At 47.5% G+C, this 25627-nt stretch carries 22 protein-coding genes and 1 riboswitch; of the genes, 8 read left to right on the top strand and 14 right to left on the bottom strand.

From position 1 onward, the window contains the following. Nucleotides 1-71 precede the first annotated feature (71 nt). Nucleotides 72-1853 carry an arginine--tRNA ligase gene (gene argS, locus C5O19_RS03935; protein WP_104709991.1) on the bottom strand — a complete coding sequence of 594 codons (1782 nt, stop codon included), beginning with the start codon at nucleotides 1851-1853 and terminating at the stop codon, nucleotides 72-74. Between the two features lie 354 nt (nucleotides 1854-2207). On the opposite strand from argS, the gene C5O19_RS03930 reads away from it, so the two are divergent. Continuing rightward, entirely contained in the window at nucleotides 2208-3455 is a 1248-nt protein-coding gene (locus C5O19_RS03930) for a hypothetical protein (RefSeq protein ID WP_104709990.1), read from the top strand. Nucleotides 3456-3611: 156 nt separating this feature from the next. Then, nucleotides 3612-4826, top strand: coding sequence for a hypothetical protein (locus C5O19_RS03925; protein ID WP_133163296.1), 1215 nt, complete (start codon nucleotides 3612-3614; stop codon nucleotides 4824-4826). Nucleotides 4827-4897: 71 nt separating this feature from the next. Here C5O19_RS03925 and C5O19_RS03920 read toward each other — a convergent pair whose 3' ends face one another. The 3 genes from C5O19_RS03920 to aroQ are packed head-to-tail and all read right to left on the bottom strand — an operon-like array spanning nucleotide 4898 to nucleotide 6990. Next, nucleotides 4898-5470 carry a MarC family protein gene (locus tag C5O19_RS03920; RefSeq protein WP_102200306.1) on the bottom strand — a complete coding sequence of 191 codons (573 nt, stop codon included), beginning with the start codon at nucleotides 5468-5470 and terminating at the stop codon, nucleotides 4898-4900. 31 nt (nucleotides 5471-5501) lie between these two features. Beyond that, nucleotides 5502-6542: an aminotransferase class V-fold PLP-dependent enzyme gene (locus C5O19_RS03915; RefSeq protein ID WP_104709988.1), complete on the bottom strand. Its 1041-nt coding sequence runs from the start codon at nucleotides 6540-6542 to the stop codon at nucleotides 5502-5504. Between the two features lie 31 nt (nucleotides 6543-6573). Further along, entirely contained in the window at nucleotides 6574-6990 is a 417-nt protein-coding gene (aroQ, locus tag C5O19_RS03910; protein ID WP_094809186.1) for a type II 3-dehydroquinate dehydratase, read from the bottom strand. Between the two features lie 179 nt (nucleotides 6991-7169). On the opposite strand from aroQ, the gene xerD reads away from it, so the two are divergent. Both xerD and C5O19_RS03900 read left to right on the top strand, forming a co-directional pair. Further along, the gene (xerD, locus tag C5O19_RS03905) at nucleotides 7170-8075 is read left to right on the top strand and encodes a site-specific tyrosine recombinase XerD (RefSeq protein WP_094809185.1); all 906 of its coding nucleotides are present in this window, start codon (nucleotides 7170-7172) and stop codon (nucleotides 8073-8075) included. 125 nt (nucleotides 8076-8200) lie between these two features. Further along, entirely contained in the window at nucleotides 8201-8833 is a 633-nt protein-coding gene (locus C5O19_RS03900) for an RNA-binding domain-containing protein (RefSeq protein ID WP_094809184.1), read from the top strand. A gap of 130 nt (nucleotides 8834-8963) precedes the next feature. Here the strand turns inward: C5O19_RS03900 and C5O19_RS03895 are convergent, their stop codons facing one another. The 7 genes from C5O19_RS03895 to C5O19_RS03865 all read right to left on the bottom strand — a co-directional run bounded on the left by C5O19_RS03895 (nucleotide 8964) and on the right by C5O19_RS03865 (nucleotide 17150). Next, nucleotides 8964-9545: a DUF4142 domain-containing protein gene (locus C5O19_RS03895; RefSeq protein ID WP_104709987.1), complete on the bottom strand. Its 582-nt coding sequence runs from the start codon at nucleotides 9543-9545 to the stop codon at nucleotides 8964-8966. A gap of 241 nt (nucleotides 9546-9786) precedes the next feature. Then, nucleotides 9787-12192, bottom strand: coding sequence for a 3-hydroxyacyl-CoA dehydrogenase/enoyl-CoA hydratase family protein (locus tag C5O19_RS03890; protein WP_104709986.1), 2406 nt, complete (start codon nucleotides 12190-12192; stop codon nucleotides 9787-9789). A gap of 36 nt (nucleotides 12193-12228) precedes the next feature. Continuing rightward, entirely contained in the window at nucleotides 12229-12699 is a 471-nt protein-coding gene (locus C5O19_RS03885; protein WP_094809181.1) for a DUF2721 domain-containing protein, read from the bottom strand. A 25-nt stretch (nucleotides 12700-12724) separates the two neighbouring features. Then, nucleotides 12725-13204 (bottom strand): MarR family winged helix-turn-helix transcriptional regulator, encoded by a 480-nt coding sequence (locus C5O19_RS03880; RefSeq protein WP_104709985.1) that lies wholly within the window; start codon nucleotides 13202-13204, stop codon nucleotides 12725-12727. Nucleotides 13205-13302: 98 nt separating this feature from the next. Further along, entirely contained in the window at nucleotides 13303-14577 is a 1275-nt protein-coding gene (locus C5O19_RS03875) for a cation:dicarboxylate symporter family transporter (protein WP_104709984.1), read from the bottom strand. 117 nt (nucleotides 14578-14694) lie between these two features. Then, on the bottom strand, nucleotides 14695-15327 hold the full coding sequence (locus C5O19_RS03870) for a hypothetical protein (RefSeq protein ID WP_104709983.1): 633 nt from the start codon (nucleotides 15325-15327) through the stop codon (nucleotides 14695-14697). Between the two features lie 221 nt (nucleotides 15328-15548). Continuing rightward, complete coding sequence (locus C5O19_RS03865) at nucleotides 15549-17150, bottom strand: peptide chain release factor 3 (protein ID WP_207766381.1); 1602 nt, start codon at nucleotides 17148-17150, stop codon at nucleotides 15549-15551. Between the two features lie 233 nt (nucleotides 17151-17383). Between C5O19_RS03865 and C5O19_RS03860 the strand changes: the two genes are divergently transcribed. Both C5O19_RS03860 and C5O19_RS25930 read left to right on the top strand, forming a co-directional pair. Continuing rightward, nucleotides 17384-17896, top strand: a complete 513-nt coding sequence (locus C5O19_RS03860) for a SixA phosphatase family protein (RefSeq protein ID WP_104709982.1) — start codon at nucleotides 17384-17386, stop codon at nucleotides 17894-17896. A gap of 209 nt (nucleotides 17897-18105) precedes the next feature. Next, complete coding sequence (locus C5O19_RS25930; protein WP_165795930.1) at nucleotides 18106-18267, top strand: hypothetical protein; 162 nt, start codon at nucleotides 18106-18108, stop codon at nucleotides 18265-18267. A 179-nt stretch (nucleotides 18268-18446) separates the two neighbouring features. On the opposite strand, the gene C5O19_RS03855 is transcribed toward C5O19_RS25930, so the two are convergent. After that, on the bottom strand, nucleotides 18447-20483 hold the full coding sequence (locus C5O19_RS03855; RefSeq protein ID WP_104709981.1) for a M13 family metallopeptidase: 2037 nt from the start codon (nucleotides 20481-20483) through the stop codon (nucleotides 18447-18449). A 265-nt stretch (nucleotides 20484-20748) separates the two neighbouring features. Here C5O19_RS03855 and C5O19_RS03850 point away from each other — a divergent pair, with 265 nt between their 5' ends. Together C5O19_RS03850 and C5O19_RS03845 are read left to right on the top strand one after the other, a co-directional pair. Then, nucleotides 20749-21258: a (2Fe-2S)-binding protein gene (locus tag C5O19_RS03850; RefSeq protein ID WP_104709980.1), complete on the top strand. Its 510-nt coding sequence runs from the start codon at nucleotides 20749-20751 to the stop codon at nucleotides 21256-21258. 45 nt (nucleotides 21259-21303) lie between these two features. Next, nucleotides 21304-23463 carry a molybdopterin cofactor-binding domain-containing protein gene (locus C5O19_RS03845; RefSeq protein ID WP_104709979.1) on the top strand — a complete coding sequence of 720 codons (2160 nt, stop codon included), beginning with the start codon at nucleotides 21304-21306 and terminating at the stop codon, nucleotides 23461-23463. Nucleotides 23464-23559: 96 nt separating this feature from the next. Here the strand turns inward: C5O19_RS03845 and C5O19_RS03840 are convergent, their stop codons facing one another. Further along, complete coding sequence (locus C5O19_RS03840) at nucleotides 23560-24804, bottom strand: RNA polymerase sigma factor (RefSeq protein ID WP_243406319.1); 1245 nt, start codon at nucleotides 24802-24804, stop codon at nucleotides 23560-23562. Nucleotides 24805-24806: 2 nt separating this feature from the next. Next, the gene (locus tag C5O19_RS03835) at nucleotides 24807-25148 is read right to left on the bottom strand and encodes a YciI family protein (protein ID WP_104709978.1); all 342 of its coding nucleotides are present in this window, start codon (nucleotides 25146-25148) and stop codon (nucleotides 24807-24809) included. A 306-nt stretch (nucleotides 25149-25454) separates the two neighbouring features. Continuing rightward, nucleotides 25455-25555: riboswitch (SAM riboswitch) on the top strand. The last annotated feature ends 72 nt before the right edge of the window (nucleotides 25556-25627 follow it).

The following is a 25627-nucleotide window of genomic DNA, read 5'->3' as shown; positions in this document are numbered from 1 at the left end:
CCGGAAGCTTGAGACTTTCGGCCGGTTCACGAAAACAGCCGTTGTTACAACGGTTGTTGTGACAATCCTCGTTACATCCGCTCTGGTACCGTGACGCCCAGCAGATTCATAGACTTCCGAATCACTTCTGCGACGGACTTCGATAAAGCCACCCGGAATTGTTTCTTCTCCAGATTTTCTTCCGCAAAAATGGGTACTTCACTAAAGAACTGGCTGTACGTTTTGGCCAGATCGTAGACATACTGGGCAATCAGAGCCGGACTGTACAGACTGGCCGCATCTTCCACCCGTTGCGGGAACTGACTCAGCGTAAAAATCAGATCACGTTCACTGGCCTGCAGGTCAATGCTCTGTGGTGCGGTAGGCGTCAGTTGCAATTGATCGGCCTTGCGTAAGATCGAGCAGATCCGGGCGTGGTTGTACTGAATGTACGGACCCGTATTTCCCTGAAAATCCACGCTTTCCTGCGGATTAAACAGCATTCGTTTTTTCGGATCAACCTTCAACAGGAAGTACTTCAAAGCTCCCATCGCCAGTGTATGGTACAGCGACTGGGCTTCTTCTTCCGAAAAACCGTCGATTTTGCCCAATTCTTTCGTCATGGCTTCGGCGGTTTCCTTCATTTCCTGCATCAAATCGTCGGCATCCACTACCGTACCCTCGCGGGATTTCATTTTTCCACTCGGCAGATCCACCATGCCGTAGCTCAGGTGGTAGAGTCCGGCCGCGTAGGGCCGTCCCAGTTTCTGCATGATCAGGAATAGTACTTTGAAGTGGTAATCCTGCTCGTTACCAACTACGTATACGGATTTCTGCATGGGGAAATCCTTGGCCTTCAAATCGGCCAGTCCCAAGTCCTGGGTGATGTATACCGAAGTACCGTTCGAACGCAACACCAGCTTTTCATCCAATCCATCGGCCGTTAGGTCAATCCATACCGAGTTATCCGGACGGCGGTAGAATACTCCTTTTTCCAGCCCTTCCTCGATGATGTCTTTCCCTAGCAGGTACGTATCCGATTCGTAGTAAATCTTGTCGAAATTCACGCCCATTTTCTGGTACGTTTCGTCAAAACCGGCGTACACCCAGCTGTTCATCATTTCCCACAAGCCGATCGTAGCCGGATCGCCCTCTTCCCACTTCAGCAACATGGCTTCGGCCTGTTTCAGCAAAGGAGCTTCCTTCTCGGCCTTTTCCTTTTCCATGCCACCGGCTACGAGTTCTTCGATCTGAGCTTTGTAAGCCTTATCGAAAGCCACGTAATATTTGCCGACCAAATGATCGCCTTTGATGTCGCTGGTAGCGGGTGTCTCGCCGTGACCAAACAACTGGTACGCCAGCATGGACTTACAGATGTGAATACCCCGATTGTTTACCACGTTGGTTTTCATCACCTCATAGCCGCTCATTCTCAAAATCTCAGCGATAGAGTAGCCCAGAAAGTTATTCCGCAAGTGCCCCAGGTGCAGGGGTTTATTCGTATTGGGTGACGAGTATTCTACCATCACCTTTTCGCCCTTCGCGGGTAACTGACCATACTGGTCATTGGCGTGGATGGTGGCAAAGAGTTTTAGCCATACCTGATCGGCAATACTCAGGTTCAGAAACCCCTGTACAACGTTGAAGGCAGAAACCACTCCGCCCTGAGCCAGCACATACTCGCCCAGTTTGGTACCGATTTCAACGGGACTTTTTTTCAGCTGCTTCGCATAAGGAAAGCAAACGAAGGTATAGAAGCCTTCAAATTCTTTTTTGGTCGGTTGCAGCTGTAATTCCGCAGGAGCCACCTCCAGGTCAAACTCCTGTCGGAGAGCCGCGGCCAGACTGGCCTGTATTTGTTCGGTGAGATTCATAGTCAGTCAAAAACCCTGCAAAATTATACGAATTGCGGCACCGAGCTAATACCAAGGTTGACAAAGTACAGGATTCATTCCTTTCCATCCCGCTCCATTAACCATAAATCCCCCCTTACCCGCTGACGTTCTGGTTTTTATTAGCTAAAATTTTGCAGCTTTTCAAACCTCTTATTTCATCATTTCCTCGAAAATCAACACCTGATCAAGAATCAATTAATGCGTTTTCATGAAGACAACTAAGCATCTACTTTAGCTTTATCTATGAAGAGTAATACTTGTTAAATAGTGTTAATTACATTCCTAAATTAAGAACTGTTTATACCTTCACAAAAATCATATCAATCTATGCTTATGAAGTTTTATCTTTTACTGCTATCCTTATTCTGTATTCATTTAACACCGGCTTTTGCTCAGTTCCCTGCCGAAACTAAACTCCGGGGAATACGACCAACGCTTAATACTCAAAATGTATTTTTAAACGACCCTTCTGCTACCCATCATACCTCCGACATTTCGCTGGAATTAACCTATGGTAAATTTATTCGGGAAAATGTAGCTCATGGCTGGAGTATTACGCCAGGATTTGGAATCAATTCAAAAATAACGGGCTGGATACCACAATTAAAAATTAATTACTTTAATCGACGTTACGTTCCTATTACTTCTGGAATTTATGCGTTTGCGGAAGGTACGGTTGGTGTGCAGACTCAGTTGGGATTATCTTCGGGCAATTACTACAAAAACCCGTTTCTGCAATCCTACTCAGCTTTTGCAGCGTTGAACGCCGGACTTACCTATTTCTACAAAAATGACTGGGCTCTGGAAGCCAAAGCGAACTTGGGAACGCTTTCGGTGAGTCACCTACGCAGTAAACCTGAATCTCAGTCTACCGCCGTTTCGCTCGAATCTTCTTTGTCTGCTCAGCTTTTTACCCTGGGGATTACCCGCTATATCGGCAGTGGCAATTTCAAATCTACCATCTTTGAAACAGACCGGAATACGCCCTACACGGCCGGTCAACGCTATTGGGAAGGTCGCGTAACTTCCACCTTAAATTTCATTAAACCCTCTAAAATCAATTCTACTAATACTCAATACTTTAACGTTGGTTTGTCAACAGCCAGGTTCATTTCAGACAAGCAGGCGAGAGGATTTGGGTTGACTGCTCTTTTTTCTACTAGTAATGCTGAATCAGAGTTACATCCTCAATCTTCCATAAAATTTGGCGGTGCAAATGCGTTTATTTTCCGGGAACATTACCTTCCGCTAGGCAAAAAATTATCTTTAATTGGCGGTGTATACTTAATGGGTTCTTATACCATAAATCGCACTAAATATCTGGACCAGAATACCGCACAACAATCCTTATCTATTGCTCCATCGATCAAACCGGCTATTCAATATCAACTTACGGATCAATGGGCCGTTACAGCTCATATTGGCACATTGAGTATAGCTTCTGCCAACTTGACTTTGGACAAAGAGAGAGATTACAGGAATGAACCCATCAATCGTTTTCAAACGGGTCTTAGTTTTTCTCCTGCCTATACCATCGGCAATTCAGGTATTTCATTCCGTTATTTTCCAGGTCGGCGATAACGTAAGAAAATTATAACTTTCTCCCTACCAGACCCGTTCTAGCCTAGAGCGGGTCTTTTGTCTTTCCAAGTCTTTTCTAGCGATAAACCTCTACTTTTGACAAGAGCCGGCTCACGATTTTCGCTGTCTTCCGAGCTTATCACTCGATAACTATCTATGAAACAACTTCTTACGGCAACCTTCTTCTGTTTATGCTCCGCTTCGCTAGTCGCACAAACCACGCAGGGCAACCGCTTTATGAGTTTTACGGGCGATTTGAATCTGCGATTCGATAATACATCCTCCAGCTTAACGCCCGAAACCAAACGCCAGACGTACGGCCTTAACCTGCAAATGACTCGTGGCAAATTCACCCGTGACAACATCGCTCAGGGCTGGAGCATTGGTTTAGGGGCCACGCACGAACGCATCAATCAGATTGATTACGCCGAAACGACGCCTTCCCTATCTGCTCACTACGTATACCGTCGTTACATTGTTCCTTCCGAACGCGTCCGGCTCTTCGCTCAGGGAAAAGCCGGAGGTTTATATTCACCTACGTTCAACGATGGTGAAACGACGCAGAATACCTTTTCAATCGGGGCTTCGCTGGATCTGGGTCTAACTTATTTCTACCGGAAAAACTGGGCCTGGGAAGCAACTGCCAGTCTGGCCAATGTGGGCGTATCGCACGCATCGGCCCGGGGTGAAAAAGTGTATACCGATGTAAATGTCAATGGATCGCTCGGATTCAGTACTTTCCGGATTGGGCTGGCTCACTATTTCGGGGAGAGCTCCTCGCCCTTTGAGTCCGCTCCGCAACAGTCGCTCTACGAAGTAGGGCAAACGTATCTGGCGGGTGATCTTTCAGTTCAGCAAGTATCGGCTCGTTCAAATACCACCAACCTTGGAATCGGATTTGCGGCCGGAAAATTTGTAACACCCCGCCGATTACTGGGGATTAGCGTAAGCGGCTCCTACGGTACAGGTGTCGATCAGGGAAACGCGGACTATACCAATTGGGGAGCCAGTGTACGTCCCTACGCGGAACAGTACTGGCCCGTAGCAGGCAAGTGGACGGTATTGCTGGATGGCGGTGTAGCCCTGGGATACGCTCAGGTGAAGACCGAACTCAACTCCGTACAGTCCAACACCCAGACAACTTATTATGCCAAACCCACCTTCCGCCCCGGCATTCAGTATCAGCTTACGCAACGCTGGGCCTTGGCCGCTTTGGTTGGCGTTCTGGATCTGACCGGCTTCACGGCTACGCAGCAGGAAGTAACTACGGGGAATACGGTTTCAAAGAGCACGATTTATGTCTTTACGATTGATCCTTCGTACCAGATCAGTAACTCGTCCCTTTCCTTACGGTATTTCCCCGGACGATAAGGTTGTCGGGGAAGGATATAAAAAAGGCGGTGGAATAAAATTCCACCGCCTTTTGCTGTTTTAGGATTTGCTTAAACGCCCAAATTCGTCCGGAATAGTTTAATGGCGATCGCTAGCAGAATAACCCCGAATATCTTCTCCAGGATGCCGGTACCCGTAGCCCCAATCTTCTTTTCAATCCAGGTAGAAGATTTCAGTACCAGGAAAATCAGCCCAAGGTTGACAAAAATCCCCACCAGAATATTGATCTCGGCGTACTGGGCTTTGAGCGAAAGAATGGTGGTCATGGTACCTGCTCCGGCAATGATGGGAAAGGCCAATGGCACAATGGATGCCGCTCGGGGCTGAACATCCGTACTTTTAAAAATGCTTCGTCCCAGGGTCATTTCCAGACCGATCAGAAAAATGATCAGGGCACCCGCGACGGCAAAGGACTGCACATCCACGCCAAAAAGATTCAGAATGGATTTTCCGATGTATAGAAAGGCAATCATGATTCCGCCCGAAACCAGGGTCGTGGTAGCCGCGTGAATGTCGCCAATTTTCTTCCGTATATCCAGAATAATAGGGATGGCTCCCAGAATGTCGATGACCGAAAATAAGACTAAGGTTACTGATAAAACTTCCTTAAAGTTGAAATGCATACATCAGATGGTTTCGGTGTTAGAATCGGTACTACGCTTCGGTTAGAAAGGCCCGTAGGGTCGTAAAATCAGTATCGTTGATAGCCGGAAAATTAGCAATACGGAAGGTCGTTTCTTTCCAGTCGCCGTATCCGTTTCCCAGCGTAATCTGTCGGGCTTTGGCGGTCTGCTTGATCTGTTCAATCTGCGGAATCGTTCCCGTAATCGCCAGGACGGTGTCCGAACGTACTGCAGCGTTGGCGACGAGCAGTTGCCAAGAAGTTTCTTTCTCGAAAAAGGTGGCCAGACTCTGAGCTCGTTGCTGCAAGGCAGCCGCTACTGTCTGAATGGGAGGCACCTGTTCAAGTACCCGTTTGAGCAGGTAGATATTCAGTACATTTGGCGTATAATGCGTTTGAAATTTCCGCACATTTTCGTCGATAAACAAGAGGCTGTTGTAATGATTTCGCTCGTTGATTGTCCGTGCCCGCTCCACAGCCCCGGGTCCATAGACGAGCAGACCCATGCCCGCTGGCAACCCGAAGCATTTTTGTACGGAAGCAAACCACACGTCGGCCGCGGTCCAGTCGAACGCTACACCCGCCATGGATGACGTCGCATCAACGACCAGCAGGGCATTCGGTACCGCTTCCCGGATTTTCCGCAGGGTGCTGTTCTTCACCTGCGTACCGTTGGACGTTTCATTCTGCGTCAGACAAATCGTCTCTGCCTCAGTCGTCAGTGAAAGTACTTCATTCAAACCAAAAGGCTGATGGACTACGTTCAGACCTAACTTCTGCGTGTACTCGGCCCACTTCTGCCCAAAGGCTCCATTATACGCGTGCAGCGATTGACGAGTCGTGAGGGATTGAGCAATGATTTCCCAGCATTCCGTGGCGGAGGATACGAACGCAATAGCGTAGTCCGCAGGAATATCCAGCTTTTCGTGCAAAAGTTGATAGGTTTCTCTGACCAGTTCCATGGCTGCTCCACTGCGGTGATTCACGCTCAGAATGCCGGAATCAAAGGCATCCTGTAGATACTGAGCCACTTGTGGATAGACTTGGGAAGGACCCGGATAAAAGGAAATCATGGCAACCGACAATTGAAGTGAATAGAATCAATTACAGAAACGACCGCAACGCCAGCTCGTAGCCTTTTAGTCCGAAACCAACGATGATACCAGCCGCTTTCGGACTGATAAAACTGTGATGCCGGAAAGCTTCGCGGGCATGGACGTTGGAAATATGCACTTCAATGACGGGGGTCGTAATGCCCGAAATGGCGTCAGCAATGGCTACACTGGTATGCGTGTAGGCTCCAGCGTTGAGCACGATGCCGTCGTACGAAAAACCGACTTCGTGTAGTTTATCCAGAATGGCTCCTTCGTGATTGGACTGAAAATACGCCAGATCCAGTTCCGGGAAAAGAGCGGGGAGCGTTTCAAAGTACGTTTCGAAGGTCTGGGAGCCGTATACTTCGGGTTCGCGACGTCCGAGTAAATTCAGATTAGGTCCGTTAAGAATCAGGATGCGTTTCAAGGAAGAATGAAGTTTAAAGATGTAACGGGAATCGTTTAGGTCTACAGGTGGTCATCGCCTGAATCGCAAGTTCTTTACCCACGACGACGGAAACCGCCCTTCGGTGGTGTATCTTTCAGAAAAATACTATCCATACGCGGAGATCTGATTCGGATCATCCGCCGATTTATCAGTACGCAATGCAGTGGCAAAGCTATCTTAAAAACTTTAAATCTTACCTGACGCTCGAACGTTCGCTCTCCGAAAACTCGGTGGAAGCCTATTTACACGACGCCGAAAAACTGGTGCAGTACCTGTCGCTTTCCGGACAGGACAAACTGCCGCCGGGTTCCATTACGGATGCTCATCTGCTCGATTTTCTGTATTACCTGGGTGAATTAGGCATTGCCTCTACCTCACAGGCCCGGATGTTATCGGGTCTCAAGGCTTTTTTCCGCTTTCTGTTGCTGGAGCAGGTCATTCCTACGGATCCGGCTTCGCTCATTGAGTCGCCGAAGTTAGGTCGTAAACTGCCCGATACCCTGAGTTTCCCCGAAGTGGAAGCCCTGCTGGCGGCCATCGACCTGTCGACACCTGAAGGTACCCGAAACCGGGCCATTCTGGAGATTCTGTACGGGTGTGGCCTACGCGTTTCGGAATTGATCGCTTTGAAAGTTAGTGAGTTGTACTTCGATATCGGCTTTATTCGCGTTTTTGGTAAGGGTGGCAAAACCCGTCTGATTCCCGTGGGTCGTGATGCCATCAAGTACACGCAGATTTATCTGGACGAAATACGCCGTCACCAGAATATTCAGAAGGGTTCAGAGGATATTGTATTCCTGAATCGCCGGGGTAAGTATTTAACCCGAATCATGGTTTTTATTATTATCAAAGACCTGGCGGCTAAAATTGGTCTGCAAAAGAATATTTCGCCGCACACCTTCCGCCATAGTTTTGCCACGCATTTGATTGAAGGCGGGGCCGACTTGCGGGCGGTACAGGAAATGCTCGGGCATGAATCCATCACGACGACCGAAATCTATACGCACCTGGATCGCGATTATCTCAAAACGGTTATCACGGAATATCACCCTCGGGGCCGTTGAGGTTGCGATTTTTTAGGCTTTCCCGTATAAAAATGTAGAACGGAAGTCGTATCTTAACTGTTAAATAAACGAGAGCAAACGGGCGTACTTTTTCCCCGACACTTATCCACTCTATCAATTTCTGAATGGCATTTCCGACCCTAAACGATTTACTTAGTCAAACTGAAAGCTCTACGCTTGAATTCAAACGCACGATTGAGGCTCCCGGCCGTATCGCTAAAACCCTGGCCGCTTTTGCCAATACAGCAGGTGGCTGGCTAGTAATCGGAATCGATGATGATCGCACGGTCAAAGGCGTTGATTCGGAGAAAGACGTCGTACAAAAATTGGAAGCCGCCTCTGATTTGTTTGTCCAGCCGGGCGTACTGGTACGTTACCAAATGGTACAGCACGACGAACGCCTGGTGCTGATTGCCCGCGTGGATGAAAGCGAAGACAAGCCTCATCAGGCCAAAGATCCGCAGGGACAGTGGCAGGTGTATGTACGGGCCCGCGATAAATCCGTACCGGCCAGCAAACAGATGGAGAAATGGTTACAGGAAACGCACGACATTTCGCCGGAGTTACTGCAACAACACAATGTGAAACGACTGCTGGCCCACCTGAAAAAGAACGAGCAGATTGCCGCCAAGCAATTTGCCCAACTCGTAAATATCTCGGAATACCGGGCCGATAAACTATTACAACAACTTACTCGCGAAGGGTTACTGCTAGTACTGGATAAACAACATCCGAAGACGTATACCATTCGCAAATAGATGCCAGTGGCAATGACTCCTTGAAAAGCACTGATTTTATACGATAAAGATCAGTGCTTTATGAAAAGATAAAAGCGGGTACGAACGTGTTTCGTACCCGCTTTTATCTTTTTATCTTAGTCAAGCTGAATTATTTCATGCTTTCACTAATCTGTTTGATATGGTTCAGGTGTTGCTGAATGACGCCCGAAGTTTTCGTGGCAAATTCTTTCAGCTCGGCATCTTTTCCTTCGGTAGCCTGCGTATTAAATAACGATTGATCTTTATCGTGATCGTCTTTCATCAGTTCTACGTATTTCTTATCGAAATCTTTACCCGAAAGTTTTTTCAGATCATTATAATGCTTCTGATGGTCTTCATCCATCGTCGCGGGTAAAGTAATGCCTTTGGCTGAAGCCAGTGACATCAGTTCTTCATTTGCTTTGCCGTGATCTTTGATCATCATGGCGGCAAATTCTTTTACTTTAGCATTACTTGCTTTTTGTTCAGCTAGTTTAGCCACTTCTACTTCATACATACCACCACCGGCAGCTTTCATGGCAAACTCAGCGTCTTTTTCGTCAACCGTTTGCAGGCTGTCGTTCATTTCTTTTGCTTGATCAGTCGCCGCTTCTGCGTGCTCTTCTGAAGCCTTATCTGATTTCGATTCATTACAAGCTTGGAATGCCAGTGCACTAGCCGCCAGCATACATAACATAGTTACCTTCTTCATAGTCGTGTAGCAATTTTTGAGGAAGCTTCCTCTGGTTGATTGTTTGAATGCTTAAAAACTTCTAAAAATCTTGTACCCGACTTGGGATAATACAAACAAAAGCCCCTTAGTTACTAAATAAACCAGAATCAAGAGGAATTTTTTCCGCACTTTTTTAACAACCTCTTTTCAGTATATAAAAAATAATGCAGCCTTTCCCCAAAATATTTTTGGGGAAAGGCTGCATGAATAGAGCAATTAGCTAGTTGCGGGGTGGTTTGCCTCCGGTCAGTAAGCCTTGCATCCGCTCTAACGTTTTACGTTCGCCACAAAGACTCAGGAACGCTTCCCGTTCCAAATCCAGCAGATACTGTTCCGTCACCAGTTGGGGGTAACTCAGGTCGCCTCCACAAATAACGTACGCCAACTTTTGAGCAATTTTTTTGTCGTGGTCGGAAATGAAATTAGCCAATCGCATTTGAGCGATACCTGCTTCAAAAAGGGCGATTCCCGCCCGGCCCTGTACTTTGATGTCACTGCGTTGCGGAGCCTGCGTATAGCCAGCATTCGCTAATTCTAAGGCGGCTTCTTTGGCTTCGGCAATCAGTCGCGAACGGTTGAGTACAATCTGATCACCCGGCCGCAGGTAATTCATTTCCAATGCTTCCTGAGCGGAAGTAGACACTTTGGCCGTAGCGATGTTCATGAACGCGTTCTGAAGAATATTGAGTTCAGGATCGCCCGACTGGTATAAATCCGAACAGCGGAGGGCCATTTCCTTGGTACCGCCACCCGCTGGAATCACGCCAACGCCTACTTCTACTAGTCCCATGTACGTTTCAGCCGCGGCTACTACGCGATCGGCATGCAGGTTAATTTCGCAGCCTCCGCCCAGGGCCAGCGTATGCGGAGCCACTACGACCGGCACGGAGGAGTACCGTACCCGCATCATGGCTTTTTGGAACTGGGCAATCATCAGGTTTACTTCGTCCCATTCCTGCTGAATACTATACATGAAAAGCATGGCTAGGTTCGCCCCCGCTGAAAAAGCCTCGTGCGAGTCGTTCCCAATCACCAGGCCCTGATAACTCTGTTCAGCCAGTGAAATCGCCTTCGACAAGGCTTCGATTACGTGAGGACCGAACGTATTCATCTTCGAACGGGCTTCCAGGCCCAGAATGCCATCGCCCAGATCGAAAATCGTCGCTTCCGGATTACTCCATACTTCCTGGCTACCCCGTAAGTTTTGAAGGATAATAAAACCTTCTTGTCCCGGAATAACCTGATAATTTTGACTGGACCAGTCGTAATAAAAACGACGACCCTTTTCGATTTTGTAAAACTGCGTATGCCCAGCATCCCGCATGGCATACACCCAGTCGGCCGGTTTTTGGCCCTGACTTTCGATCAGCTCAATGCCTTTCGCTAGTCCAATCGCGTCCCAGGTCTCAAACAGGCCCAGTTGCCAGCCAAAACCGGCTTTTATTGCCTCGTCAATTTTATAGAGTTCGTCAGCAATTTCGGGAATCCGATACGTGACGTAACGAAACGTATCGGCGAAGGTCGTCCGGTAGAAATCACCGGCTTTACTGGTATCGGCCAGAGCGGCGGGAAAGCGTTCGGCCAGCGTAGGAAGCTTCTTGAGCGTATCAATGATGCCCAACTTGATTTTCTGCGAAGGCTGATACGCGAACGTTTTCAAATCCAGAGCCAGAATAACCGATTTTCCCTGCTCGTCTTTGATTTTTTTATAGAAACCCTGACCCGTCTTATCTCCCAGCCACTTATTTTCCATCAGCTTCTGAATCGAATCGGGCAGCAGAAAGGCTTCTCTCGATTCGTCTTCCGTAAGCGTCTGATACAAATTGTTAGCGACGTGCACGGTCGTATCCAATCCCACGACATCGGACAAACGGAAGGTCCCGGACTTCGGACGACCGATGATATCTGCCGTCAGCTTGTCTACTTCTTCGATACTCAATCCCAGTTTTTCCGTAGCCCGAATACTCTGGATGAGGGCATAAATTCCGACGCGGTTGGCAATAAAGGCGGGTGTATCCTTGGCGAGAACGGTCGTTTTTCCCAAATACAAATCGCCGTAGTGCATTAGGAAATCAATTACTTCCGGGTCCGTTTCGGGCGTAGGAATAATTTCCAGCAGCTTGAGATAGCGGGGCGGATTAAAAAAGTGAGTCCCGCAGAAATTCTTCCGGAAGTCTTCACTCCGCTCTTCGGCCATAAGGTGAATGGGAATACCCGAGGTGTTTGAAGTAACCAGGGTACCGGGCTTACGCAAGGTATCTACTTTCTCGAAAATGCTTTTTTTGACATCCAGGCGTTCGACTACCACTTCAATCACCCAGTCGTAATCTTTGATTTTAACAAAATCATCCTCGAAGTTTCCCAGCGTAATCCGGCTGGCAAAGGTCTTACTATAGAGTGGGGCCGGATTGGCTTTGAGTGTGTTTTGGAACGCTTCGCTAACCAGCCGGTTTCGAACAACTTTGGAATCGAGGGTAAGGCCTTTGGCTGCTTCAGCCGCAGTAATTTCTTTAGGTACGATGTCGAGCAGAAGCACCTGACAACCCACATTAGCAAAGTGGCAGGCAATACGGGAACCCATAATACCCGAACCCAATACGGCAACTTTTTTTATCGAACGATTCATGGTCTGAGGTAAGTGATTAGGTTTTTAGCGGATGAATCAGCGTTTCTTCCGATTGATCCAGCGGAGTACGTCGCGTAATCGTCGTACGGTTGACTGCTGACCGAGGACGTGTTCCATATCCGAAAGTTCAATCTTGAGGGCTTCGATGGAAATGGTAATCTCGAAAACAGAAATCGCCAGGGCTCCCGCCTGTAAAAACAAGGCAATACCAAAAATCCAGCCCGCCGCTACTTGGTATTCGAGATAAATAAAAATCATACATAAAATACTCAGGAACAGGCTACTAACGCCCAAAAACTGCATATTCCGAATCAGTAGAACCCGAAATTGCAGCGAGCGAATCTGTTCGATGAGAATAATGTTATTCATGGATTTGGGATCCACGCGGTACTCGGCGTGCAAATCCCGAATGACTTTAGCCGTAGCGGTAAAACGATTCGTAAATCCGAGCAGCAGCAGCGATGCCGTTGAAAACAAAAGTGCTGGTGTGGATAAGGTTAATTCCATAAAACGGCTGAACGATCAGAATGAGTTAGAGTGTAGTATCGCCAAATACCTTGTTTTTGAGAGCTTCAGCCCGCATGCTGATATTTTCAGCGTCGACGACCCGCTGAATCTCCCGCATCACTTCAAAGAAAACCTGTAACTTCTCTTCGCCCACCCGCTGATAAATGGCTTCGTTGAACTCCAGAACCCCTTCGCGGGCAAAGTCCCGCTTTTTCTTGCCTTCTTCGGTTAGAAATACATTTACGACGCGTTTATCTTCAGCATCGGTCTGGCGGTAAATCCAGCCCTTCTCCTCGAGCGTCTTCAGCATACGCGTCAACGAACGCGGTTCAAGGCCCAAGAGTGGAGCAATTTTGGTTGCGGGTGTACCATTTTTATCTACGTTCAATAGCACATACCCCACCGCCATACTCATATCCACTTTGGCAGCACTGGAATTGTACATCCGGCTGATTGCGTACCAGGCAGTCTTGATGTGGAAGTCTACGGTTTTTTCAGCTTTCATAACGTGCTCCGGTTTTCTTCAAAGTTGAAAAAAAAGCATTTATTATGCAAGCATACGAAATTTCCTTTTTGAGTATTTGTAGGTTAGATAAGTAGCCCTTAGGATTCCGTTTTCATCGCGGCTTCCATTTTCAGCCGGTCGAATTCTTTCTCATTGTTGGCAATCCATACAGTGGCAACGCCATTCCCAATGATGTTTGTAATGGCCCGGGCTTCCGACATGAAACGATCAACGCCCAGCAACAGGGCCAGTCCTTCCACCGGAATTACCTTCACCGCCGTCAGCGTAGAGGCCAGTACCACAAAGCCACTCCCCGTAACGCCAGCGGCCCCTTTAGAAGTTACCATCAGAATCCCAATGATGGTCAGAATCTGTTCCCAGCTCAGGTGTACATGAAAGACCTGAGCCAGAAAAATGGTCGCCATTGATAAATAAATCGTTGTACCGTCCAGGTTGAATGAGTAACCCGCCGGTACTACCAGTCCGACTACGGGTTTGGAACAACCCATCCGTTCGAGTTTTTCCATAATGGAAGGCAGGGCTGCTTCGGAAGAGGACGTACCGAGTACGATGAGTAGTTCTTCTTTAATGTACTTGAGAAACTGCCAGATGCTGAGCTTGTAGGTACGCAGAATGAGGCCGAGTACGCCAAAAACGAAACAGGCCATCGTGAGGTACACCGTCAACATAAGCTTGCCCAGAGGTAACAGGGTGTGAATTCCGTATTTGCTAATGGTATATGCCATCCCACCAAAAGCTCCTACCGGAGCCAGTAGCATGACTTTGTGCAAACCCCAGAACACGTATTTGGAAACAAACGCCAGGACTTTAACCACCCGTTCACGTCCCGAATAATTACTGAGCAGAGATCCCAGTATCAACGCCACGAGTAATACCTGCAAGGTTACATTGTCGCCGAAAAACTTCCACCAGCTAAAATCGGTAGCGGTATTGGTGTATTTGGAGATATCGCCGCCCTTCACCTGATTGGTTACGACCCCGTCGCCGGGCCGTAAGAGTTGAGCCAGAGCTACGCCGATAATCAGGGCGAAAGTGGTAACTACTTCGAAGTAAATCAGGGCTTTGGCTCCTACTTTACCGACTTTTTTCAAGTCGCCCATGCTGATAATTCCCAGCGTAATAGTGATGAAAATAATAGGATTGATGAAGAGCTTGACGGTACTGATAAAAATGCCGCTTAGGAATTCACTCACGGTACTGCCGATGCTGAGTTCCTGGCCCATAAAATGGCCTTTCAGTGGTTCATCCAAAATGGGGTAAAGGGCAATCTCGGGGGCAAAGTGGCCGAGTAAAATACCTAAAGTAATGGCGGTTAGGACCCAGAAGGTTAAGTTAGTAAATAGGCGTTTCATGCTCAATAAATAAGGCTTAGGGCGAAAGATACCGAATAATTAGCCGTTGAAAGCCTTAAAAAGCAAAAACCACAGCCCGAAGACTGTGGTTTGAGATCAATGGTCCGAAAGATTCGATTACCACCAAGCTAATTCCAGACCCAGACCATATACGGTCAGAATCACACCGGCTAACCATGCCAGGTATGCAATCACCCAGATACCATAAGCCACGCCCACTACGGGGAAGAGGATGGAAAGGATCAAAGCTCCAGCCAGCAAGATTACCCCGATACGCAGGTATTTGTTCCACTCAGAAAAAGGCTTCTTACCTTTCGCCTGAGCTTTTTCAGCTTTAGCGATTTGTTTGTTTACTTTCTTAACGACGAGTTTTTCGGTCGCAGTCAGTTTTTTACCTTGTTGAGCTACTACGTTTACATGGCCTTGCTCGTTTTTCGCGAACGTAACCTTGCTCATCAATTTCGCTGCTCTCTTGTTTACAACAACTGCCTTTTTCGTAGAAGCCACGGCTGCGGGTGCTTCCGCTACAGGAGCTTTTTCTTCAGCTACGGCATCCATCAGTGAAGGCTGAGCTACGACCGGTGCCTGAGCAACAGGAGCGGGTAACTGGGCAGTTTGAGGAGCTTGAGCTACGTGCTCAACGGCAGGTGCAGTAGACTTTTGAAACGTCGTGTACTGGGTACGCTGGCAAGAAGTAAGAGAAATTGCCATCAGACCGACGGCAGACGCAAGTAAATGAAACTTTTTCATCTGAGATAAATTTTTAGGTTGAACACCATGGCATAATTAGAGATTTCTCCCTGTTTTTCCTATGGTAACCGCAAAATTATTAATTAAATCTATTTCTGTCAACCCCGCCCAACACGCTTTACGCCCGTTCAAGCCCTGAAATTATACGAAAAGCGGCTTTCTGGATCAGAAAGCCGCTTTTCGCACTTATATAGTATCACTAAAATTCAGTACTAACCCCATCAAACTTCCATGGCTAACTTAAATTCTGACGTCAGGTGGAATTTAATATCCGGGTTATTTTGAATGTTCATGCGTAGCATCCACTCCGATTCCGCCAGGAACACCGGGTGTTCGTCTTTGTCGTAGCCAATCTGTGGGCCCTTCAGTCGAATATACTCCTGCAACTTAGCTGGGTCCTCGCTCGTGATCCAGCAGGCTTTCGAAATGGGCATGTTATCAAAGCGACACTTGGCTCCGTATTCGTGCTCCAGACGATACTGGATTACCTCAAATTGTAGTTCTCCTACGGTTCCTACGACCTTCCGGTTACCGGGTTGAATCAGGAATAACTGAGCTACCCCTTCGTCGGTCAGCTGCTGAATCCCTTTTTCGAGTTGCTTGGATTTCAGCGGATCCAGGTTGATAAGTTCCTTGAAAATTTCCGGTGAAAAGCTCGGAATACCCTGGAAGAAGAAATCTTCGCCTTCGGTGAGGGTATCCCCAATCTTGAAGTTCCCGGTATCGTACAAACCTACCACATCCCCTGGAAAGGCCTCATCAATGACGTCTTTTGACTGAGCCATGAAGTTGTAGGGGTTCGAAAACCGTACGCCTTTATCCAGCCGTACGTGGTGGTAAAACTTATTCCGCTCGAAAATACCCGAACATACGCGAAGAAACGCAATCCGGTCGCGGTGTTTGGGGTCGAGGTTGGCGTGAATTTTAAAGACGAAACCGCTGAATTTTTTCTCAGTTGGTTCGATGATCCGTACGTCGGTCTGGCGTTCCTGGGTAGCCGGAGCAATTTCGCAGAACGTATCCAGCAATTCCTGTACCCCGAAGTTATTGACCGCCGATCCGAAGAATACGGGAGCCACTTCAGCCCGCAGGTACGCATCGCGGTCGAAGGTATCGTATACGCCTTCAATGAGTTCCACATCCTCCCGCAGTTGATTGGCATCCCGCTCGCCTACCTGCTCGTCAAGCTGGGGTGAACTCAGATCATCAATTGCTACAATATCCCGTTCGATCCGGGTTTTGTTTACGCTAAACAGGTTCAGCGATTTATCGTACAGATTATACACCCCTTTGAAATTCTGACCAATGTTAATCGGCCAGGTCAGCGGGCGTACTTTAATCAACAGTTTCTGTTCCAGTTCGTCGAGCAAGTCGAAAGGATTCTGTCCTTCACGATCCATTTTATTGACGAAAATGATCACGGGTGTATTCCGCATGCGGCATACTTCCATTAACCGTTCCGTTTGCTCCTCAACGCCCTTTACGCAGTCAATTACCAGAATTACCGAATCCACCGCCGTTAAGGTACGGTAGGTATCTTCGGCAAAATCTTTGTGTCCCGGCGTATCAAGAATGTTAATTTTCAAATCATCATATTCAAACGTCATTACCGACGTAGCCACCGAAATTCCCCGTTGCTTTTCAATTTCCATGAAATCGGAGGTGGCTGTTTTCTTAATTTTATTGGACTTCACCGCCCCTGCCGTCTGGATAGCCCCTCCGAACAGCAGCAGCTTCTCGGTCAGGGTCGTTTTCCCGGCATCGGGGTGAGAGATGATACCAAACGTACGGCGTTTGGCAATTTCTTGTTCGATGGTGCTCATAATCAAAATATCGACTCCGCTACGGGAAAAATCAGAACGACTTTTCTTTCCTGCGGGATACGCTTCCCTGGTTTTGGAAACGGAAAACGGCTCTTACTGAGCCGTTCTACAAAATTAGCCATTTTCCCGCGTTTATTCGCGGTTCTGCCGCTTTCCCCGTGATTTTATCCAACGGCTACCCTCTTTTTTCTATAAATATCGTAGGTTTGAATACATTGCTATCTACTTCCTCAATGACTAAACTACTTTATCTGGTTCGCCACGCCGAAGCCGAACAGCCCGCAGGTACATCTTACGATTTTCAGCGTTCGTTGACGCCCCAGGGTCTGATTGATGCCGCTCGTATGGGCCGCCTACTGAACGAAAAACCTATTCAACTCGACGTTCTCATGAGTAGTCCATCGGAGCGTACGCGAATGACCGCTCAGGTACTGGCCGAACAGTTGGGATTTGATTTTGAAAAAACGCAGTACATCGAAGATTTATACGAAGGAGCTCCACGCTATTATTTAGCGGCCATCAATGCCATTCCGGAAACGGTTACCTCGGCGATGATTGTCGGACATAACCCCAGCGTGACGTATTTGTCGGAATACCTCTGTCATGAAATTCTGGGTACGGTTCCCCCCTGTGGCATTATTGCCATTGCTTTCGAACAGCTCAGTTGGGCGGAGGTTTCCAGTCGTACGGGTCGGCTGATCTTTTACGATTCGCCGGAGAAATTGGCGGGATTTGATATTTCGTAACGGTAAAAAAGCACCGGGTCTGACCTGATTGGTCAGACCCGGTTGTTTCGGTTAAGGGAATAGTAGTTTCTTGTCTGGCCTAAATCTATACGTTTCTTTGCGAAAAAGCGTCAAGGCTTTTAAAATATTTGTGAACTTTTCTTACCGGAAAAGCACATTTTTTAATTCCACAAACTGCGTTCTGGCATTTGTCGTACCTTTGCTGGGCTATGAGTCGTCAGAAAAAAATATTCTTCCTTGGCTTTCTGGTTTTCACACTGATTGTCATTCTCCTTACCATCGACATGGCCCGCCGGACCACCGCTCCCTGGAATCGTAAGAAAGGAATCGACCGCGTCCTGCCCATCACGCCGGATAGTACGAAGTCGTAAATTACTTCAGAGTACTCCTGCGTTGTTGGTGTTGAGCATAGCGTCACCAATCATCCATTTGCTGGTATCTGTCCCATTGGTTCATCGTCATCACCAACATTCGCATCCCATACGCACACAAACAAAAACGGAGCTAACCATACGTCAGCCCCGTTTCACTCAGGTAAATTGTATAAATTTTACCAGATTTTTGCCCGAATGTCATCCGGACGGTACATTTTATCGCCGGGTTTCACACCGAAGGCTTCGTAAAAAGGTTCGAAGTTCGACAGCGGACCATTCGTACGGAATTCACCGGGTGAGTGCGGGTCCGTGTTTACGCGAAGACGCAGGGCTTCATCGCGGGTTTTTGTACGCCAGATTTGGGCAAAGGCCAGGAAGAAACGCTGATCGGGCGTGAAACCGTCAATTTTCTCGTTGGACTTGCCTTGTTTCGTATACGTTTTGAAAGCCGCGTACGATACCGACAGACCACCCAAATCAGCCAGGTTTTCACCCAGCGTCAACTGACCTTTTACGTGCAGGTTGTCGAGTACAGTGTAGCCATCAAACTGGTCGATTACCAACTGAGCCCGCTGCTTGAACTGGTCGGCATCTTCTTTCTTCCACCAGTTTTTCAGCATTCCCATGTAGTTGTATTGACGACCCTGATCGTCGAAACCGTGCGTCATTTCGTGACCAATAACGGCTCCAATGGCTCCATAGTTGAAGGCATCATCCGCATTGGGATCAAAGAACGGCCATTGCAAAATACCCGCCGGGAAGGCGATTTCGTTGCGTACGGGGCTGTAGTAGGCGTTTACCGTCGGAGGCGTCATACCCCATTCTGTTTTATCAACGGGTTTACCCAGCCGATTGATCATTTCGTCGTATCGCCACTTGCTCAAAGCTTTCAGGTTTCCGAAGTAATCATCGCGTTTCACCACTACTCCATCGTAGTTTTTCCACTTCGTCGGGTACCCGATTTTCGGCGTGAAGGAATGTAACTTCTTCAGGGCTTCCTGTTTGGTTTCTTCCGTCATCCACTCTAGGCCTTTGATGCGGGTTTCGAATACTTTCTGCAGGTTCGCGACCAGCTCGTCCATGCGTCTCTTGGATTCGGGCTTGAAGTATTTGGCGACGTATAGTTGTCCCAGTAAGTCGCCCAGCATCCCGTCGGTCTGGCTCGACAGACGTTTCCAGCGATCCTGTTGTACTTTTTGACCATTCAGCGTTTTACCTACGTATTCAAAATTGGCGTTTACGAAAGGACTGCTCAGGTTCGCCGATGCTCCACTAATGACCGAAAACTTCATCTTCGCCTTCAGCGTTTCGATGTTTTCGTTGGGAAGCATGGTGTTCAGGTATTCGTAGTATTTGGGTTGACCGACAATAACCGTGTCGGTTTTCATCCGCAGGGTCGTCAGTAATGCGTTCAGATCCAAGTTCGGAACTTTCGCGGCAAAATCCTTCGTAGCAAATTTGTTGTACTGAGCGATGGGATTCCGCATTTCGATCCGGCCCAGGTGCGAAGCGGCGATTTTCGTTTCCAGAGCCAGTATATCTTCGGCCAGCTTCTGAGCCTTAGCAGCTTCCGTACCCGTCAGCGTGAAGAGCGTGCTGATGTACTTTTTGTAAGCCTCTCGGACTTTCTGAGTCGCAGCATCGTCCTTCGTATAGTAATCTTTTTCGGGAAGTCCGGTACCCGTTTGCCGCATACTGACAATGTACGCATCGGGGTTTTTCGCATCCGCTCCTACGCCAATCCCCAGGAATGTTCCGCCCCCTTCCAGCGGGTGAGCCGCCGAGTACGCCAGCAGTGATTTGTAATCCTTGATCCGGTCAATCTCGGCCAGAATGGGCTTGATGGGTTCGTAACCGCGTTTTTCGATGGCTACCGTATCCATGCCAGACGCGTAAAAATCGCCGACGCGTTGCTCGATACTGCCTTTCTTGGCCTTGCTTTTCGCCGCCACTTCGAGAATTTCGTGAATGTGACGGTTGTTTTCATCCCGTAGAATATTAAATGAACCCCAACCCGTCTCCGAAGCTGGAATTTCCGTATTCTTCAGCCAGGCTCCGTTTGCGTACAGGAAGAAATCTTCGCGGGGACTCACCGACAAGTCCATGCCTGACAAGTCCAGGCCTTTTCGTTTGGGATCGTCACTGGGTTTGCCTACGAAAGCGGCTGTACTCAAAGCCACCAGCCCTAGGAGCAAAGCATTGTATTTTTTCATATGTGTTGATAAAATGTGGTAATCAAATTTTCAAATTTCGCACATTTTCAGGGATTCATAGGGCTTTTGCGACTATTCGGAGAATTTTATCTACTTGAACTTTCCTTTCGGTTTCCTGCTTCATAGGGATTATGCGTTCTGCTCTTTTTAGTAACGAACCAGTGAAAATTCCATCAGTCCGGGTTTATTTTCAATGGATGTAGCGAGCAATTAATCCGTATCTTTGAAACACTTCTGCGAGCAAACCCCTATTTACCATTTCATCATGGCACAAACGAAACTGACCGTCAACGGCAAAGCCTATACGATTGACGTAGATCCTGAAATGCCCCTGCTCTGGGCCATCCGGGATGTAGTGGGTCTGAAAGGTACCAAATTTGGTTGCGGTATGGCTCAGTGCGGAGCCTGTACGGTTCACCTTAATGGTTCACCCATTCGCTCCTGCTCCACCCCCGTATCGGTCGTAAAAGGACAGAAAATTACGACCATCGAAGGCATCGGTACACCCGACCATCTGCACGCCGTACAACAAGCCTGGATCGACGAACAGGTGACGCAGTGCGGTTACTGCCAGTCGGGGCAAATCATGAGTGCGGTAGCCCTGCTGAAAGAAAAACCCAAGCCGACTGACGAAGACATTGACCTGTACATGCAGGGAAACATTTGCCGCTGCGGAACCTACCAGCGGGTTCGGAAAGCGATTCACCGGGCGGCGGATTCCATCCAGGAAGCCAAGCCCGCCGCTGCGAAAAAGACGGCAAGTCTGGATCGTTAATGTTCCTTTTTCCCCGGTTCGGTTTTACTCTTTACGCCTCAGGCAATGAAAACATCCAACATCAATCGCCGGAATTTCCTCAAAACGAGTGGCTCCGCCGGAGCTTTGCTCGCCCTAGGTTTTTCGATTCCGGCTCAGTCGGAAGACGTCGTTCTTCATAAAATTCCCCAGACTACGCTCGGTCTGGAATTCAGCCCTTATATCCTCATTGACGATACGGGGAAAATTACCTTACTCAACCCCCGTCCCGACATGGGACAGGGTACGTACCAGTCGTTGCCCGCTTTGATTGCGGAAGAACTGGAAGTATCTCTTGATCAGATTCACATTAGCCAGACCAACGGTCAGGGAAAATACGGCTCCCAACTTTCGGGGGGTAGTTCTTCAGTTCGTACCCGCTGGATGCCCCTGCGGAAAGCCGGTGCGGCCGTAAAGGAAATGCTCGTACAGGCCGCAGCTAACAAGTGGCAGGTACCCGTTAGCGAGTGTTATGCCCAGGAAGCGAAGGTTTATCACAAGCCTTCGGGAAAATCCTTTACCTACGCTGAACTCGTGGGTGATGCTTCCCAACTGCCCGTACCAAAAGACCCCAAACTGAAAGACCCCAAGGATTTCAAGTTACTTGGCAAGAACATTCCCAAGCCCGACGTACCACTGAAAGTAACGGGTCAGGCCCAGTTTGGTATCGACGTAGACGTACCCGGCATGTTGTACGCCAGCATCGAACGCTGCCCGGCCATTCATGGCAATGTGGCTTCATTTGATACCACGGCGACGATGAAAGTACCGGGCGTGAAAAAGGTACTGAAAGCCGAACGGGCGATGCCCCATACCACCGTCGAAACCGTAGCGGTACTGGCCACGAACTACTGGGCAGCGGTACAGGGACGGAAAAAACTGAAGGTAAAGTGGGCACCAGTAAACGAAGCGACTTTATCGACGGAAAAGTTCTCGGCTCAGATGCACGAGCTGGCCCAAAAAGACGGCAGCGATTTCGAAGGAAATACGGGCAACTTTGCCAAAGCCTACAGCGAAGCAGCCAAGAAGGTTCAGGCCACTTATGAAACACCCTTTGCTGCACACGCTGCGATGGAACCCGTCAACGCAACGGCCTGGTTTAAGGGTGATTCAGTGGAAATCTGGGCTCCCGTACAAGGCCCCGACGGTACCATTGGCGAGGTAGCTCAGTACCTGGGCCTCAAACCCGAACAGGTGAAAGTCAACGTGACGTTTCTGGGCGGAGCTTTTGGCCGGAAAGCGTATCTGGACTTCGTGAAAGAAGCCGTGTTTTTATCCAAACAGGTCAACGCTCCTGTGAAGCTCATCTGGACGCGGGAAGATGATATGAGTCAGGGCCCGTACCGACCCGCCATGTTGAGTGTACTGGAAGGTGGTATCGACGAGAAAGGCAACGTGACGGCTTTTCACCATAAAATCATTGCGGAATCAATCCAGAAACAGGTATTCAAAGCCGACTTGAAGGGCAAGGCCGACGGCTGGGCTGAAGAAGGCATTGGCTCAAAGGACAGTCCGCTTCAAATTCCGAATATTCGGCGTAGCTACCACAATGCGAGTACCGACCTGCCCATTCTCTGGTGGCGTTCGGTGTATGCCTCGACGAACGTATTTGGGCACGAATCCTTCGTGGACGAGCTGGCTCACGCGGCGGGCAAAGATCCGCTGGATCTGCGACTGGAGTTACTGAAAGATTCCCCCCGTTTTGTGAAAGTACTGGAAACGGCGGCGGAAAAATCTGGTTACCGGGAAAAGCTGCCCGCCGGAAAAGCTCGCGGACTAGCCATTGCCCGTTCGTTTAGTACGATCTGTGCTCACGTGTTTACAGTAGCGAAAACGGCGGATGGCGTGAAGATCGAAAAAGTAGTGTCGGTGATTGACTGCGGCATGACCGTAAACCCCGATAACATCAAAGCCCAGACCGAAAGTAACATCATTTACGGTCTGACGGCGGCGATCAAAAGTCCGATTACCTTCGCCAACGGAGCTGTGGAACAAACGAACTTCCATAATTATCCGGTGCTACGCATCAACGAAACGCCGGTCATGGAAGTCCACATCATCGACAATCAGGAAGCTCCCGGTGGCGTGGGCGAACCGGGTTTACCGCCCGTCGCTCCAGCCTTGGCCAACGCCCTGTTTAATCTGACGGGGAAACGGCAACGGAAGTATCCGCTGGAATTGGTGTAATCATATAATTTAAAAAACGGGTCTTAGGGCCCGTTTTTTTTTGACCTTGTAAGGAATAAGTAAACCACTTCGACGTAAGCTAACACCAATAAAAGCCTAACTATCTAACGCGATATGATTGATTAGTTTATTTAATGTACTTCTCTCCCTTTTTGATTTAGTTAAGGCAATAGCCTTCCTGTAATGTTTGACAGCTAGAGAAACGTGGCTTTCCGTATACAAGTATCCCAGTAATAGATGATAATAACTATTTTCTAAAAAACTTAATTTTTCAACTTCACGAATAGCTTTATCATTTCCATAGACTTTAGACAAAGCAAATATTCTATTCAAAGCTATAACAGACGAGTATTTTAACAATACAAGTTGATCATATAACCGCAGAATCGGTTCCCATTTAAGGGTTCCTGTTGAGGTACTGTGCCAATAAGAAATAGCTGCTTCTATATGGTATGTTGAGACTTCATTCCCGGTACAAGCACTTGCTAAATAGTATTGACCTCTTTCAATTAATGATAAATCCCACAGATTTCTATCTTGATCTTCGAATAAAATAATTTCCCCGTAGTTATCGGTCCTTGCATCGAGCCGTGAGCTTTGAAAGCACATCAATGCAAGCAATGCCCTAGCATTTTTCGTACTGGTAGATATATTATCAACTAATGCCAATACCAGCCTGATGGCTTCAGAACACAGTTTTTTACGTATAAGCTGATCACTAGTTTTAGAATAGTAACCCTCATTAAATAATATATACAGTGTTTTAAGTACGCAATCTATTCGAGAAGTGATTTCTCCTTCAGTTAACGGTTTGATTTTAAAATGACTATTCCTTAACGTATTCTTCGCTCTAAATAAACGCTTCTTTATTGTTTCCGTTTTACTAAAAAAAGCATTCGCAATTTCTTCTACGCTAAAGCCACATATGACTTGAAGGGCTAAGGTTATTTGATTCTCTTGAGAGTTTACGGAATCACAAATGGCAAAAATCATTTGTAATTCGCTGTTTTCCAACAGTTGACCATCCAATTCAAGAATTGAATCTATTACCTGATCTTCTTGCTGATTTTTATCAACAATTAATTTTTCAAAAATCAAAAGTCGTTTTATATAATCTTTTGATTTATTGATTGCTACAGTATAAAGCCAGGCGGTAGGATTATCCGGCACTCCACTAATGGCCCAGTATTCAGAAGCTTTCAGAAAAGTATCACTAACAATATCTTCCGCTATCTCAATAGACCGAATACTAAAATGACGGCATATGGTTGCCGTCATTTTAGTATATTCCTGATGGAATAAAAGCGTTAAAAGATCCGATTGTAAGGTTAAGTCGTTCAATACTAGTCACGTTTTAGAACTTCTCTTATTTCAACACTGCCTCCCATACTAAAGATAGGATTTCTTTTTGCTATTTCTACTGCTTCATTTATGTCTTCGGCCCGAATGACTACATAACCGCTAATAAATTCCTTAATTTCTGTATAAGGTCCATCCGTTACCAGATTGTCTGGTTGCACCGTTTTAGCACTTCCTGGTAGGGGCAATAACGTATTCCCTTTATCAACAAGCCTGTTTTGTGACGCAATGTTGTCAAGCCAATTCAGTCTCTCCTGCATTTGTTCAGGCGACGGTTTGAAGTCAGCGATGTCTTTGAGTCTGAAGATTAAAGCAAATTCTTTCATGGTGAGAAAAGTTATTGTTCTACGCTATGACGATCGGGCTGATCGATTAGGGACAATCCATAGTCTAAAAATAACAAATTGCGTCCTACTCATTTCTGCCCTGCTAGTAACGCTTCGCTATATACTTCCACCGTTGTTGATGCTATGCTAGCATTAACAACAACGATATAATCCTAATAATCAACACATTAAATTGCACACACTCTCAAACTTATTTATTAATCTATAATTTCTATAGATTTTATTTGTTTTATACTTTTTCTCACACGTATCTTTGCAACGTCTTCAATTACTACGGGTAGTTGGGGCTTATACAGAAAGGAGGAGAGACAGGCTCTGCGAATCCTTAGCAACTTTCCGACACGGAATCAGTGCTAACCTGCCTAACACATTAGGAACTATAAACCCAATACCGCATGGCACTCTCCCCGACTCGAAATCGCCCGGCCTGCTTCATTCTCCGAAGCTAAGCACTGTTT

It is taken from the genome of Siphonobacter curvatus, assembly GCF_002943425.1.
In the GTDB taxonomy this organism is placed as follows: Bacteria; Bacteroidota; Bacteroidia; order Cytophagales; family Spirosomataceae; genus Siphonobacter; species Siphonobacter curvatus.
The sequence above is the reverse complement of the archived record's forward strand: the minus strand, read 5'-3'. Positions and strand labels throughout refer to the sequence as shown.